Genomic DNA, 15,026 nt, shown 5'->3' with positions numbered 1-15,026 from the left:
ATTTTCTTTAACTTAAAGCGTTTCTTTTAATTAAAACTGCTTAAGGAATTTGACATCGTTCTCAAAGAACATACGCAGATCGTTTACGCCGTAACGCAGCATGGCCAAGCGCTCGACCCCCAAACCAAAGGCGAAGCCCGAGTATTTCTCAGGGTCAATGCCACTGGCGGTCAGTACGTTCGGGTGCACGACCCCACTGCCGCCAACTTCCAGCCAACCGGTCTTGCTGGATTCCCACTTGATGTCGAATTCAGCGGATGGCTCGGTAAACGGGAAAAACGACGGGCGGAAACGCACTTCCAGATCGTCTTTTTCAAAGAAAGCACGCAGAAACTGAACAATGGTGCCCTTGAGGTCGGCAAAGCTGACATTTTTATCAATAACCAGACCTTCCACCTGATGAAACATCGGGGTGTGGGTCAGATCGGAATCGCAACGGTAGACGCGGCCAGGGCAGATAATATGAATCGGGGGCTCCTGGGTTTCCATGGTGCGCACCTGAACCGGTGAGGTGTGGGTACGCAGCACGTTGCCTTCGTCAATATAGAAGGTATCGTGCATGGCTCGGGCCGGGTGATGTGGCGGAATATTCAGGGCATCAAAGTTGTGGTAATTGTCTTCGATTTCAGGTCCCTGCTCTACCTTGTAACCCACGGAAGAGAAAATCTTTTCAATGCGATCCAGCGTTCGGGTCACCGGGTGCAGACCACCACCGGTTTGACCGCGTCCCGGCAAGGTTACATCAATGGTTTCACTGGCCAATTTGGCATCAATGGCCGCCTGCTCCATCGCTTGCTTCTTGGTATTAATCTGTTCCTGCACCTGCTGTTTGGCTTTGTTGATTTCAGCACCAGCGGCAGGACGCTCTTCAGGAGACAACTTACCCAGACCTTTCAGTAAGCCAGTGAGCTGGCCTTTCTTACCCAGGTATTCCACACGCACATGATCCAGCGCCGCCAGATCATCTGCATTTTTAATCAGTTCAAGCGCTTCTTCAGTGAGCGCTGCCAGGTTTTCCATCGAAGGGTATCCCGTTTATCGAAATTTAAACTCTTGAAACAATTCTTTAACTCTAGAAAAAACAAAGGGAGACGCCGAAAAACAGCGTCTCCCTTCTAACATTCAAAAAGAATGCAATGTTGGCAATTAAGCCAGAGCCGCTTTTGCTTGAGCAACTACTGCAGCAAATGCAACTTTATCGTGAACAGCCAAGTCTGCCAGAACACGACGATCCAGCTCAATGTTGGCCTTTTTCAGACCAGCGATCAGGCGGCTGTAGGACAAACCTTCAGCGCGAGATTGAGCATTGATACGAGTGATCCACAGAGCGCGGAAGTTGCGCTTCTTGTTGCGACGGTCACGATAGGCGTACTGACCAGCTTTGATTACAGCCTGCTTGGCAACGCGGAATACGCGAGAACGCGCTCCGTAGTAACCTTTTGCAGCTTTTAAGACTTTCTTGTGACGACGACGCGCCTCAACACCACGTTTTACACGAGCCATGATTTAATTCCTCTTCAAAAAGATTGACGGTACGTCGACTATTAGTCGTGACGCAGCATATGCTTGATTGCTGGTACATCAGCAGCATCAACGATGCTGGTACCGCGCAACTGACGCTTACGCTTGGTGGTCATTTTGGTGAGGATGTGGCTCTTGTTACATGATTTACGCTTGTAACCAGCAGCGGTTTTTTTGAAGCGCTTTGCAGCACCACTGTGTACTTTAGCTTTTGGCATGAGAATTCTCTCGATTAAAGGTTAAACAAAATACTTATCCGGGCTTTAAACAGCAAAGCCTGTCAAAGTGCCATTAAGTAAGTCATCTAGGCAGCTAAAAGCCCGATCACTTCTTCTTTTTGGGGGCGATGACCATCAACAGTTGGCGGCCTTCCATTTTTGGACGCTGCTCAACCGTACCGTACTCCTCAAGATCGACTTCGATGCGCTGCATCATTTCCATGCCGAGCTCTTGGTGAGCCATCTCACGACCACGATAACGCAGGGTTACCTTGGCCTTGTCCCCATCTTCCAGGAAACGAATAAGATTACGTAATTTAATCTTATAGTCTCCAATGTCCGTCCCTGGGCGGAATTTGATTTCCTTGATCTGTTGCTGCTTTTGCTTCTTCTTGGCAGCGGCTTTGGTCTTCTTAAGCTCAAACAGATGCTTGCCGTAGTCCATAATCTTACAGACTATCGGAGTTGAATCGGGCGCAATCTCTACCAGATCCAGAGAAGCTTTTTGGGCTTGTGCCAGTGCTTCGTCCAGGCTAACAATACCAACTTGTTCACCGTCGGCGCCGATCAAGCGGACCTCTGAAGCTTCGATCTGATCATTGATACGAGCTTTCTTAGAGCGTCCTTTGGAATTATCTCTATTAATGGTTTTTTCTCCGTTATTTACCCGATGCTAATGGCATCGGGCCTTATATCAGCCGAACCTGTACACAGCCCGGCCAACACCTTCACAATCCTGAACTCAACCCGCGCTTAAGCTTCCTCAGCTTCAACACGGCCTCGACGCTGAACATCTTCTGCCAGCAAATCTGCAAACGCGTCGAGAGTCATGGAACCGAGGTCTTCACCACTGCGGGTACGGACGTTAACCGTGCCGTTTTCGACCTCTTTATCCCCCACAATGAGCATGTACGGGATCTTCTGAATTGTGTGCTCGCGGATTTTAAAGCCGATCTTCTCATTTCTCAAGTCAGAAACGGCCCGGAAGCGGCGGTATTTCAGGGATTCTTCCACTTTTTTGGCATATTCGGCCTGTTTGTCAGTGATATTCATCACGACCGCCTGTTCAGGGGCCAACCAGGCAGGGAAAGCGCCCTCGTAGTTCTCGATCAAAATACCGATAAAACGCTCAAACGAACCCAGAATCGCACGGTGCAACATAACCGGGGTCTGACGTGTGCCATCTTCGGCCACAAACTGGGCATCCAGACGACCGGGCATGGAGAAATCCACTTGGATGGTGCCACACTGCCAAAAACGACCAAGACAGTCTTTCAGGGAAAATTCAATCTTGGGCCCATAGAAAGCCCCTTCACCGGGCAGATACTCAAAATCCAGACCTTTCGCCATCAGCGCATCGGCTAGGGCTTTTTCAGCCTTATCCCACACTTCGTCACTGCCCACACGCTGCTCAGGGCGGGTCGACAGACGGATAATCACATCGTTAAAACCAAAATCGGCATACACGTTGTAGAGCAGATCGGTAAAGATCGATACCTCTTGCTGAATCTGGTCTTCGGAACAGAAAATGTGGGCATCATCCTGAGTAAAGCCACGTACCCGCATCAACCCCTGCAAGGTGCCGGACGCCTCATTGCGGTGGCAACTGCCAAACTCCGCCAGACGCAGCGGCAGATCACGGTAGCTTTTCAGCCCCTGATTAAACACCTGCACATGGCAGGGACAGTTCATTGGCTTCACTGCGTAATCTTTATGCTCAGAGTGGACTGTGAACATATTCTCGCGGAATTTATCCCAGTGACCAGAGCGCTCCCACAGACTGCGATCCACAATCTGGGGAGTCTTAATTTCTTCGTAGCCATTATCCCGCTGTACACGGCGCATGTATTCTTCAACGGCCGCATAGATGCTCCAGCCTTTCGGATGCCAGAACACCATGCCGGGCGCCTCTTCCTGCAAATGGAAGAAACCGTACTTTTTACCCAATTTGCGGTGGTCACGCTTGGCAGCCTCTTCCAGAAACTTCAGATGTGCCTTCAACTGCTTCTTGTCCGGGAAAGCGGTACCGTAGATACGCTGCAGCATCTTATTGTCAGAATCACCACGCCAGTAGGCACCGGCAATGTGCATCAACTTAAAGTTGTGGCAGAACTTCATGTTAGGCACATGGGGGCCACGGCACATATCAATGTATTCTTCGTGATGATAAAGGCCCGGCTGATCGTCTTTGGCGACGTTCTCGTCCAGAATCTCCATCTTGTAGGTCTCACCACGGACCTCAAAGGTATCGCGGGCCTCCTGCCAGGAAACGCGCTTTTTGACCACATCGTAGTTGGAGCGCGCCAATTCCATCATGCGCTTCTCCAGCGCCTGCATATCCTCATCCGTCAGCTTGTGTTCCAGATCGACATCGTAATAAAAACCATTATCGATGGTGGGACCAATAGCCATTTTCACATCAGGCCACAATTGCTTGATGGCGTGACCCAGTAAGTGGGCACAGGAGTGGCGGATGATTTCAACACCGTCGTCGTCTTTGGCGGTGATAATGGATAACTCGGAATCTTCAGAGATTACTTCACAAGCATCAACGCGCTCACCGTTAACACGGCCGGCAATGGTGGCCTTGGCCAAACCGGGGCCAATATCGGCAGCCACATCCATAACGGATACAGGTTGATCAAACTCGCGCTTGGAGCCATCGGGAAGAGTAATAACAGGCATGGTATTTCCTATATTCAGTGGTCACCCCTACGATGGGCAACATGATGGTATTGACTTCTCATTGCGAGAAGCAGATTGGACGCGAATTATGAGGGAGGCCAGACTTTGGATCAAGCCAGAAAAACGATTACTCAGGTGTCAGGCCTCCCCCCATACCCCAGAGTCAATTCTTGGCATTTGGGCGAACACTGACACGCCGTCTTACCTTGCCATATATTTCATTTACGGTCGCCTCCATGGCCACAAAGCGCTCACTGGTTGACGGGTGAGTGGACATAAAGCTCTTCCTTTGACTGGCGGGGTACTCAGCCGCCATTTCCCGCCAGAAGTTAGCAATACCCTCAATGTCGTAACCGGCCCCATACAAATAATAGACTCCAACATAATCAGCTTCTTGTTCATAAGCTTTGGAATGAGTATTGGCTGCCAGATTGCCAAAAAAGTTACCCGTATTAATGCCATAGGCCGCAGCCGCAATATCAAAAACGGCTCCAAACCATGAATTCTTCTCTTTTTGATCCCGATGCTTCATGGTGTTATGCGCCAATTCATGGGCGATAACGGATGCAAGCTCACGATCTTCATCTGCGAAGCGCATCATTCCTGTCGTAATGGCAATTATTTCACCATTGGCATAGGCATTAACGGCATCATTATTCAGAGAAATCACCGGATAATCACAGACCCAGTCGGCCAGAATTCGATAATTCACTTGTTGGCCAAAACTATCCACTTTCAACCGAAGGTACTTGGATTTCTCTAGGGCCTCACGAATCCAAATCTGGGTATCAGCTGTAGCCGTTTTGCCAGGCACTATAGGTTTACCATTAATCTCGAGAATCTGTTCACCGGGAAATAACCCGGCTCGACTTGCCGGACCGGCCTCGATCATATGGGTAATCGTGGGGTACTCACCGATACCAAACGATTGCTGAGCCGCATCTTTATCCTGATCTTTAAAATCGTGTAACGACAAAAAGAACATTCCTGTTGTTCTGATACTTTTATCACGACATGCCCAACGAGATTTTTTCAGGATAGGATAAGCAACATTTTGAATGCGCCGATCGTAATCGACCTGCTTCTTTAATGCGATCTGTTTTTGAATTTCTCGTTCAGCATCTACTTCGTTTTTATTAATGCTAATTTTATGAGTTGTAGGAGCACATGCGGTTAACAGCAACACGGATAGGTAGAAATAGTATTTCATGGGTTTCCTTTATTATTGTTATTTGAAGGTTTGGTGTTAGTTTGTTAGAAGATTAACTGCACGGTACTACCACATCCTCATTAAATTCGATGGCATTTGGATCCAGCGTGAACTCCTTGGTCCATTTTTCGCGGGGATGGTATGGGGCATGGACTGGGATATCGGCAATTGTTCCGGCATAGGGGCCGTCTTGGATTTCTACTTGGATCCTTAAAAATTCGCCCCAAGAGCCATTTGCATCTTTCAATACCTTAACGATTTTAACTCTTTGACCTCGATTTATTGAGGTAACTATCTCTTTCATAATTCCTACTTGAGGCTTTTTTAAAGAAGAAATGAAAAACTCTCCAGAATACACTGCAGCTCTCCCCTGCCATAAATACTGATCTTTTTCTAATAAAAGACAACGCCCCTGAATATTGCTTTTGATCATAATTGGAGAGCAGCCAACGAGCACAGAGAAAGAAACAAAGATAAAAAATTTATTCGCCACGAAAAGAGTCCCAGACTAATTTATAACTAGGTACAGTTGAAATCATATGATTGTCACTCAAAACCCGCCAAGAAGAAGGGCTGTCAACAACAAAAACATCAGGTCTTACTGACGACATAATACTGCCTCCACAAATCGCATCACCGGAAGCACAATAACTCTCAGTTCCCGCCACTGGAAAGTCAAATATAGGTAAGGCTAACGTAATAGCATGGTTCACATAGCCTCTTCTTGCTATGTTATTAACCCTCCATGCCCCAAGACTGTGCCCTACCAAAGCCTCCTTGAAACCATCTGCTACAACTTGCTGCGCCACAGCATCAAGATATCCCTGAGCATTTAAAATAGAATCGTTTACATCCCATAGAACACCAATTTCATTACCCCATCTGCCCAACAAACCATGCCTTCTAGACAAAAACCCTTCGACTGAATTCTTCTCAGAATCGTAAGTCGTGCCGGCAACTTTTCTACCCACAAAAGAATTCACCATTAAAATCAAATTCAGCTCTTCACTGGTCAACCCCATATGCTCAGCTTGTTTAGCCACCTCCTGACGGACAGCATATTGCATGGTTTCACCAACAAAATTTTGAGCCATTGCTTCCGCTGGATCATTCCAGTTATCAAGGCCAAACGACAGTAAGAACCCCAACTCCTTATCAATCATTGATGTAGCCATCACCGCCACATCTTTAGCACTGTATGCCTTGGAGCCCTTATCACTAAGTCCAACACCAGCAGACAGTGTAGACACCAGCACACTCTTTATCGAATCACTGCTGATCAGGTCATCAAACACGGCACCAATATCACCGTTATTATTGATCAAGCTGGTGGCTGCCTGAGTGGACAGGCTATTGATCGCCGCATTGACTGAAGCAACAGCTGTTTTACTGGCACCTTCAACGCCTAATGATTGCAGAAAGCCAGCACCTGATCCTGCAGTTGCTGCCGTGACGGCAATCGCAATGATCAAGGCGCCACTCTGGGAAATACCACTGTGTTCATACTCCCAGCTGTCGTGAACTTCCTGAACTGCCTGCCAATCCACATCATCTCGCTCAGCCAGTTGTTGCATCCATTGCAGCTCGGGGCTGGACTGTCCCAGACGAGCCAGGGATTGTTGCAAACTCTCTCCGGATTGTTGTTGAAAATCGACGGACACACCCTTGGCAGCATCAACGTCCAAAGAGCCTCCTGCAATCAGTTCAGTGTGCTTAACCGTTTCACGATAGTAGCCATCACCTTTTATGGTCTGTTTAATGGCACCGCTCTTATTTTGATGATGACTGTAGCTGTCGATATCTTTTTCAGACAGTAAAGCCACCCTGCCCTGCTGACTGTTGAGTTTGATATCCATGCCAGCCTCTATCCGGCTGGCACTGACACGAATATCACCCTTGGAAATTACGGCCGTATCCCCGGCACTTTTCGCGTTGGCACCCGTGTAGTTTTCCCGATACATTTCGGTGCTTGAATTACTGGAACCACTGAAAGCCAGTGAAACGGCTTTAGACACACCATGGGTGGATTCCTCGTGTCGATAATCATAAATTTCTTTGGCGGCTTCGATCGCCAGTTCGCCACCCGCCGCCAGATAAATATCCTTCCCGGCCCCCAAACGGCTACCCTTAATCTTCAGGTTTTGCTCCTGCGCAGCAACACTCAAACCACCCCCTGCTGTTATATTGCTGGCCACATTGGTGGTTTGATAAATCTCAGTGGTTTCTGACTTACCACCAAAGGCGTCCTTATCTTCATCATGGATATAGCGATACAACCGGTCTGTAGCAGAAACAATGTTGATATTATTCCCCGCCAATAAAGACAGATCGTTACCTGCCACCACATCACTGCCAAAAATGTTTATATCGCCAGAGGCGTGCATCCCCAATTGATCGTGAGCATTGACTGTGGCCCTTAAATGACGGGTAGTATCAGAAACATTGTTTTTGTTATCGGCGCGCCGTTCGCGATCCGCGACAGCGGATACGGCGATATTGTCTCCCGCCACTAATTGAGCACTCCCGCCAGCAGATACAACCGAACCGCTGTTCTCAATTTGGCGACCAGCCTGAAGCAACAACTCCTCTGTGGCCTTAATCTCACTGGCTGAACTCGTGTCGGTAGAAATAAAGTCACCACGCCGCAAAATGGTTTGGTTGATATCTCTCTGATTACGGATGTCATCACCTGCCATCAGGGCGATATTGCGCCCATGTATTAGGCTCCCGCCACTGTTATCAATATTCTGACCCGCACTCATCGTCAGGTTGGCTCCCTCAATTCTGGAGTTTTGCCGGTTGGTTATATCTCTGCCAGCCAACAACAGGGTGTCAGCACCACGAATCTGACTGATCTGGGTGTTTTCAATACTCCCGCCAGCGTCGATAACTGCATTACCAAGCGTCGTAAAAACGGAAGATTGTTGGCCGGTGAGTGAACTGGATGAGTCAACCGATGATTCTGTATAACGGGTACTGTAATCGCCGGCAGCCTGACTGATATTGCGCCAGAAGCGCTCACGAGATTGGGAAACAGCCGTTTGTGTTTCCCTCTCGGCCGACAGGCTCAGAGTTCCACCCAATCGGGTCAAGGAATTGCCTCCCACCATTATTTGAGAGCCTTTCAGATCCATGTCATCCCCTGCCGCCAACCGCATCTCACCTTTGATATTGAGTGTCGATCCCTGCTGTGTGTGTTCAGTCACAAGGGTCACTTTATCCAGACGCTCACGCATGCGTGAGTCAGAGCCGGGCTTTTCAACCTGAACAATCTGGCCACCTTCGCTCCGCTGGTAATCATTAAGATAACGCTCACGAGTTTCGGTGGTGATGCTGTTGGTCACCGTTTCCAGCGTGACATCACGCCCCGCATTCAACACGCCATTACCCTGAATATGGATCTCTGAACCGGACATAACCAGATCCCTGCCTGAAGCAATAGAGGCGTCAGCGGCAATATTGATCTGGGCATTGAGATGTTTATCCCGCTTAATGGTTTTACTGACAACACCGGCCGTTTGATCCCAATGGTATTGGGATGAATAATCGGGCTTATCCAACATGGAAGCGATCTGAAGGTCGCGACCAGCCTGAATCCGGGCATGACCACCGGAATGAATATCACTGCCCAACAGGGCCATTTCCTTGCCAGTGCTGATCAACAGGTTTTGATGGGCAATAATTCGGGACTTGGTTGCCCCCAGATTCTGCAGAACAACATCGTCCTGCGTAGCCATAATTGCCAAATCTTGCGCTTCCAATGTTGCACCAAGATTGTGAATTGCCTTCTCTGCGGACAAAGACAAACGGTTATCAGCAAAGATATCGGAAGTGTTGTGGATGCTGCCGCCACTGTTTAACTCAATCTGTTCGGCATGCAGCGACGATCCCCCATGATCCAGCCGGGCCTGAGCCAAATACAGGGTTGGCACCAGCACTTTTTCACCATTAACTTCCTGCGCTTCAAGCCAAACCATATCCTGAGTCAGATTATTGATTTGTTCCGGCGTCAGTGCCACACCGACACTTAACTGCAAATCCTTCTGAGCACGGGCAGCATTTGCCATCAAGTGTTGATATTGCTCTGCGTCAGACCGGAATTGACGATTTAAAAAACGGTGACCAGTGGCCTCAGCAATGGTTCGAGCAATCAGGCGGCTCTCATAGAAACCATCACCAAGTCGCTTAATGGTTGTGTCCGGATCGAGACCGATCAACTCAAGCAAATGATCACTGCCCAATGCGTTCACGTATTTGGCCACGGAAGCGCGACTTGAAATCAGGGTGTTGGCGGTCTGCAACGCCGGATCAGTATAAGAAAATAAACCTCCAGCCTGATCTGGTAGAGGCAAATCAATATCCAACGGTACCTGCTCAAAATCAGCACCGGCAGGTAATTCCAACCAGGGTGTAAACGGATGATCTGGTCTGAGTGTCAAGTCATCAGCGATATAGGCTCCTGCGGGAGACTCAGGTAATGGTAAATCGGGAATTGCAATGTCTTCGGCATAACCCTGTTCCTCAAAACCATTGCTGATGGATTCGGTTGCGTTGACCAGCAGCTGATCACCCGCCGACATAAAGCCTTCATTAAAAATAAGAGCGGCCATAAAGTCGCCATAAAACAACTCATAATCCAAATCCTGCAGCCAGTGTTGGGATTCCAGTTGCCAGTCACCACGATCCGGCACAAAGGCTGCGGTTGATCGGTTTACAAAACGTGTCGTATTGACCGACAGAGAATGCCCAACCGAAATCAGACTTCCCTCATTGCGAAAATCGCCGGTTAGCGCGTTAAAGTTGCGACCGACATACACACTTGAATCACGAGTACAGGGAAGAAAACTATCGAGCAGAGATTGATAGGTCTCTGACATTACCTCATCGGGATTATCCCAACTGCTACCATAATTCCAGTACCACTCCACATAGCCAATCGCTTGCGGCAGCAACCAAAGATCCTCGCCGGTGGTATCTACCGGCATGCCATACCATTGGGCCGCATCAACGGTATAACCGCACAGAAACCCTTCAGGACAATAATCGGAATTGTCCATTTGATATAGGCCATCACGTGCGTTGAGAAACTCGTTAGCCGTCAGGTGTAAATCGTTGTAGCTCTCAATTGAAGCCGAAATATTGTGAAACGATTGTGCCGCAGTACCGGTTTCGTCTGCGGCAACGACAATGTCTTTCAGACCAAGAATTCGAGATTGACGATTGATCACAGTCTGGGCGTGCAGATTCATATCACCGGCGGCAAACAATAACGCTTCGCTTTGATTAAATACGCCACTGTTTTCAATGGTCTGATCAGCAACGACACGCAAATGCCCACCGCTGCCGAGCATTCCCTGATTCAATAAACGACTGACCTCAATGTCCATATCTGAGTCGGCAATCAAGCTACCGCGATTGATCAGAGTACCGGTTGCGGTTGTGAACCCGGCCTCGCCATCGGCGTAGACCGAACCATAAACATCAATATCATCACCCTGCCCGGCTTTCGCAATCAAATTGCGGCCCGACACCAACTTATTGATCTTCAAACTGCCATCCGCCTGCAAGATGATATCCCCGGTATCAGACGCCAATTCCCCCTGCATATTTACTCCGAGACCGGATTCGGTACCGACCAGCGTAATTTGATCGGCGTACATGCCACCCAATGAGGCCACGTCCAAAGCAAACTCTGGCCGATCTGCGTTACTGTCACCCAATGGACTGATGGAAAGATTCGTATAATCAACCTGATTTAAACCCGTCACCAGATTCAGTTGCTGCGCGTGCAGTGACTCATTAACGGTAATGGCACGGGCCAACAGATCCAGACGATCGATGGTGCTGGCATTCAGGCCCTCAATGGCAATTGCGCCACCATTTACGGTAAAGCTGTCCAGATCACCGTCGAGAAAACCCGGCGTCCCCGTGGTCAGCGTAGCGCGAGGGGTGTTGATAAAACCACAACCACGGCAACTGATGCCGTTTGGGTTTGCCAGAATGACATCGGCGGATTGACCGGCCACTTCCAGCAGACCATGCAATTGACTTGTCTGATTGCTGGTCACTTCATTCAGAATGATCTTGGCTGTGGTGGACAATCTATCGTTGCCATGGATCTGTCCGCCCAACTGCGTATCAGCAATAACCTTACTGTTGTTTAAAATCAGCCCCTGACTTTCCACCGAAAAACTCGAATATTTGTTGTGGCTGACACCTCCGATCGAGGGCGCAGCAATGTCGATAACGGGTACGCCATTCTGTGCCTGCCTGATCACCGCGCGATTGACGATCGGTGCACTTGAATCCACCACCACATCCGCGCGGATATTGACGGGTAATGCCAAATGAGCACTGACACAAAATGCCATCAGCCTCTGACACAAGGAGCTTTGCTGGTGTCTCATGGGTGTGGGTTATGCTCTTAAAAGTAATAATTGAAGCTGAGATCAAATCGCCTTTCCCGACGTTCAAACTCATCCGGTTGATGCAGCGGTTGTGCAAACAGAAAATCCAAAGACCAGTGACTCGCTGACAATTGTGCGCCAATCACAACACCGGCCAGATCTCTGTAATCCTCACCTGACGAAGATTGAACTGCACCGATGTCGACTCCGACAAACGGGGTAATCGTTCCAAGAAATTCCCAGGAAGAATCGGGAACAGGGTGCCAATACAGTGAATTGCGCCAGTAACCGCCGCGATTGCCTGACAGGGTTTCCTGTTTGAAACCTCGCACCGTATATAGAGAGCCAATGCTGATTTGTTCACTGGCGTAGAGCGCATCGTCGCTGTACTGATACAACCATCGGGACCGGTAAGAAAAACGGTGATCCATCCAGTCCACGGGCTTATGTAAGTCAACACTGGCCACGATCGTGGTGAAATCAGAAACCCCACCACTAACCTGGCTAAGAGTTTCAATCCCCTGATGAACCGCCACATTCGAAAACACAGCCGAGCCATCGGAAAAGTAATGATCCCATGTCAACTTCAACTCGGCTGACGACAACACTCTGGAGCTGACATCAATAAGAACGTCTTCAATATAATTGCGGGTTTTATGGCGTTTAAGTGAGGCAGTTACAAACCATTTACTCTGTTGATTGCGATGCAGCAGTCGTTTGAGATTGAGGCGAGCTGTCTCTGCCATTCCGGAGGATTCAAACGCCAGATCCCTCCCTGTAACTTCTTGCCGGTATTCAAAATGTGAGTAATCAAGGGCGACTGTCCATAGCCCCAAGGGCAAATCCCAATGCCAGCTCAAACTTCGACTGCGATGCTTGCCCTGACCAAAATCGCTGTCCGACTGCAGGGAGAAATAGGTGTAATCGTATAAACCCAGCGGTGAATCCCAACCCAAAAATCCCTGTAACTGCGACTCGCCGGTTGCTTCCTGACCGGAATTATCCACTGTGAAGTTAAGCTCCCAGGGCCGATCCCGTTGATGCTTAACCTGCAACAGGCTTTGCCCCAGTGCTTTACCCGGCAGCAATCGCACAGAAGCCTGCATGGACTGCAATCTATTGATGTGATCAACGCCCTGCTCAATATCCCTCAAATTGAGCAGCTGCCCCGGCTTCAGAGAAAATATTTCAGAATAATTGGTATCCCCAGGCTCGATGCCGGCAAACGTCCCTTCCACAATATCAATCTGGAGGTCACCATCGGCCAGATTCTGCTCGCGCAAATAGGCGCGGCTGGTGATGTAACCTCTGGAGAAATACTCAGCCGAAACACGGTCTAATAAGGTATTAATATCCTTGAGAGTCAGGCATTTACCAATCAAAGGATCTGCCCACTGCTTAAGATCAGATGAGCTGAACAATGTCTGGCCGACAAAATTGATTGTGTCTATTGAAAAACAGGATCCGGATTTTTCGCCGGATAACGCTGCTGGTAAATTGGGGGAATGTGATCGGGTTTTCTGCCGCTGCTTTATTTCAAGATTACGCTGCAGGTGTTCCTGATACTGCTGATCCTGCCGGATCAATCGCTCAGGTTTCTGTAACTCTGATCCATATAACGGATAAGAAAAGCAAAACAGGCAGAGGCAGCCAACAGCCAAAAAACGGTTCATAGCCTGTGCCTTTCTTATTATTAGAAGAGCACAGGTTAAACAGTGAGGTAAGAGAGTCTATAAAGAGGAAGTATGAATTTGACTCATCATCCCTACTGTCATCCTGAGGAATGAAACAACGAAGGATATCTCAAACAGTTTCTGCCACACCCTGAGGATTCTTCACCGCTTGGCGGTTCAGAATGACAAGGCGGAATGATTCAGGATGACAAGGAGGAGCGGATTGGAACAAAAAGGAACTTAAAGCTCTTTAACCACCCAATCAATCACCTGACCATAACGCTCGGGCAGCAACTCTCTCAACTGCTCCAGAGCACCCGGCAGATCACCTCCCAGAGTGCGACTGAAATTGATGTGGCCCATCTTGCGACCTTCGCGCAAGTCTTTGCCATACCAGTAAGGCTCTGCACCCGGCACCGCCCACCAGTTGACGTCATAAGCAGTACCCAGAAGATTGATCATAACACTGGTGTCTTTCACCTGTGGTTGAGCAATCGGCAAGTTTGCCACTGCACGAACGTGGCTTTCGAACTGGCTGATATTGGCACCAGCCTGAGTCCAGTGAGCGGTATTGTGAACCCGTGGCGCCAACTCATTGATAATCAATTCATCGCCTACCCGGAAACACTCCATGGCCATAACACCCACGTAATCCAGCTCTTCCATCAGCGCACCCAACATGGCCTGGGCCTGTGGTTGCAGATGAGCCAAACGAGCAAGAGGAGCAACGGAGGCGGTCAAGACACCATCGAGCTGCAATGTCAGGGTCAGGGGGTAAAAGAACATTTGCCCGGCGCGATCACGCACGCCGACGATGGCACACTCTTCATCGAAATTAATGGCCTGCTCGACAATGGCCTGATTGCGCCAATCATCGGGAATTTCTGTGCCTTCTGCCTGCTTCAGCCAAAATTGACCACGACCATCGTAGCCACCGGTGCGCATTTTCATCAGCGCGCGCTCGCCCAGAGACGCATACACCTCATCGGCGGACAGAGAATCATCCACCAGATGCCAGGGAGCCGTTTTCAACGCCAGGTCATCTATCAGGGATTTTTGGGTGAAGCGATCCGCCAGCCGGCCAAACACTTCGCGGTTAACAAAATTGGGGTGATCGGCCAGCTTCTCGGTTACCGGGGTCACCGGCCACTTTTCGATTTCAGCGGTGATATAGTCTTCCGGCTTAAAATCCGGAACCACTTCAGCATCCAGAGCCACCGGCTCAACATCCACACCCAGGGGCATGGAAGCATGCTTCAGCATCGCTCCTAATTGACCGTGACCTAAAACCCAAACTTTGCTCATAGCGTTG

10 protein-coding genes are annotated in these 15,026 nt (G+C 49.1%); all 10 read right to left on the bottom strand.

The window, feature by feature from the left end:
* Nucleotides 1-30: 30 nt before the first annotated feature.
* The 10 genes from pheS to purK all read right to left on the bottom strand — a co-directional run bounded on the left by pheS (nucleotide 31) and on the right by purK (nucleotide 15,019).
* On the bottom strand, nucleotides 31-1,020 hold the full coding sequence (pheS, locus tag ACPXV9_RS07625) for a phenylalanine--tRNA ligase subunit alpha (protein WP_423895854.1): 990 nt from the start codon (nucleotides 1,018-1,020) through the stop codon (nucleotides 31-33).
* A 126-nt stretch (nucleotides 1,021-1,146) separates the two neighbouring features.
* Nucleotides 1,147-1,503, bottom strand: a complete 357-nt coding sequence (gene rplT / locus ACPXV9_RS07620) for a 50S ribosomal protein L20 (protein WP_423895853.1) — start codon at nucleotides 1,501-1,503, stop codon at nucleotides 1,147-1,149.
* A gap of 41 nt (nucleotides 1,504-1,544) precedes the next feature.
* Entirely contained in the window at nucleotides 1,545-1,739 is a 195-nt protein-coding gene (gene rpmI, locus ACPXV9_RS07615; protein ID WP_423895852.1) for a 50S ribosomal protein L35, read from the bottom strand.
* Nucleotides 1,740-1,845: 106 nt separating this feature from the next.
* Entirely contained in the window at nucleotides 1,846-2,385 is a 540-nt protein-coding gene (infC, locus tag ACPXV9_RS07610) for a translation initiation factor IF-3 (RefSeq protein ID WP_423896038.1), read from the bottom strand.
* 107 nt (nucleotides 2,386-2,492) lie between these two features.
* Nucleotides 2,493-4,424 (bottom strand): threonine--tRNA ligase, encoded by a 1,932-nt coding sequence (gene thrS / locus ACPXV9_RS07605; RefSeq protein WP_423895851.1) that lies wholly within the window; start codon nucleotides 4,422-4,424, stop codon nucleotides 2,493-2,495.
* A gap of 163 nt (nucleotides 4,425-4,587) precedes the next feature.
* Nucleotides 4,588-5,634 (bottom strand): M48 family metalloprotease, encoded by a 1,047-nt coding sequence (locus tag ACPXV9_RS07600; protein WP_423895850.1) that lies wholly within the window; start codon nucleotides 5,632-5,634, stop codon nucleotides 4,588-4,590.
* Between the two features lie 52 nt (nucleotides 5,635-5,686).
* Nucleotides 5,687-6,127, bottom strand: coding sequence for a hypothetical protein (locus ACPXV9_RS07595; protein ID WP_423895849.1), 441 nt, complete (start codon nucleotides 6,125-6,127; stop codon nucleotides 5,687-5,689).
* Complete coding sequence (locus ACPXV9_RS07590) at nucleotides 6,117-12,005, bottom strand: hemagglutinin repeat-containing protein (protein ID WP_423895848.1); 5,889 nt, start codon at nucleotides 12,003-12,005, stop codon at nucleotides 6,117-6,119. Before ACPXV9_RS07590 ends, ACPXV9_RS07595 begins: the two co-directional genes overlap by 11 nt.
* A gap of 53 nt (nucleotides 12,006-12,058) precedes the next feature.
* Entirely contained in the window at nucleotides 12,059-13,714 is a 1,656-nt protein-coding gene (locus tag ACPXV9_RS07585; protein ID WP_423895847.1) for a ShlB/FhaC/HecB family hemolysin secretion/activation protein, read from the bottom strand.
* 240 nt (nucleotides 13,715-13,954) lie between these two features.
* The gene (purK, locus tag ACPXV9_RS07580) at nucleotides 13,955-15,019 is read right to left on the bottom strand and encodes a 5-(carboxyamino)imidazole ribonucleotide synthase (RefSeq protein WP_423895846.1); all 1,065 of its coding nucleotides are present in this window, start codon (nucleotides 15,017-15,019) and stop codon (nucleotides 13,955-13,957) included.
* Nucleotides 15,020-15,026 lie beyond the last annotated feature (7 nt).

It is taken from the genome of Candidatus Pelagadaptatus aseana (assembly GCF_040362265.1).
Classification (GTDB): Bacteria; Pseudomonadota; Gammaproteobacteria; order Pseudomonadales; family Cellvibrionaceae; genus Pelagadaptatus; species Pelagadaptatus aseana.
The sequence above is the reverse complement of the archived record's forward strand: the minus strand, read 5'-3'. Positions and strand labels throughout refer to the sequence as shown.

Bases quoted from the DNA above. Each gene is read 5' to 3' on its own strand.
- pheS (WP_423895854.1), bottom strand. From the start codon at position 1,020: ATGGAAAACCTGGCAGCGCTCACTGAAGAAGCGCTTGAACTGATTAAA.
- rplT (WP_423895853.1), bottom strand. From the start codon at position 1,503: ATGGCTCGTGTAAAACGTGGTGTTGAGGCGCGTCGTCGTCACAAGAAA.
- rpmI (WP_423895852.1), bottom strand. From the start codon at position 1,739: ATGCCAAAAGCTAAAGTACACAGTGGTGCTGCAAAGCGCTTCAAAAAA.
- thrS (WP_423895851.1), bottom strand. From the start codon at position 4,424: ATGCCTGTTATTACTCTTCCCGATGGCTCCAAGCGCGAGTTTGATCAA.
- ACPXV9_RS07600 (WP_423895850.1), bottom strand. From the start codon at position 5,634: ATGAAATACTATTTCTACCTATCCGTGTTGCTGTTAACCGCATGTGCT.
- ACPXV9_RS07590 (WP_423895848.1), bottom strand. From the start codon at position 12,005: ATGGCATTTTGTGTCAGTGCTCATTTGGCATTACCCGTCAATATCCGC.
- ACPXV9_RS07585 (WP_423895847.1), bottom strand. From the start codon at position 13,714: ATGAACCGTTTTTTGGCTGTTGGCTGCCTCTGCCTGTTTTGCTTTTCT.
- purK (WP_423895846.1), bottom strand. From the start codon at position 15,019: ATGAGCAAAGTTTGGGTTTTAGGTCACGGTCAATTAGGAGCGATGCTG.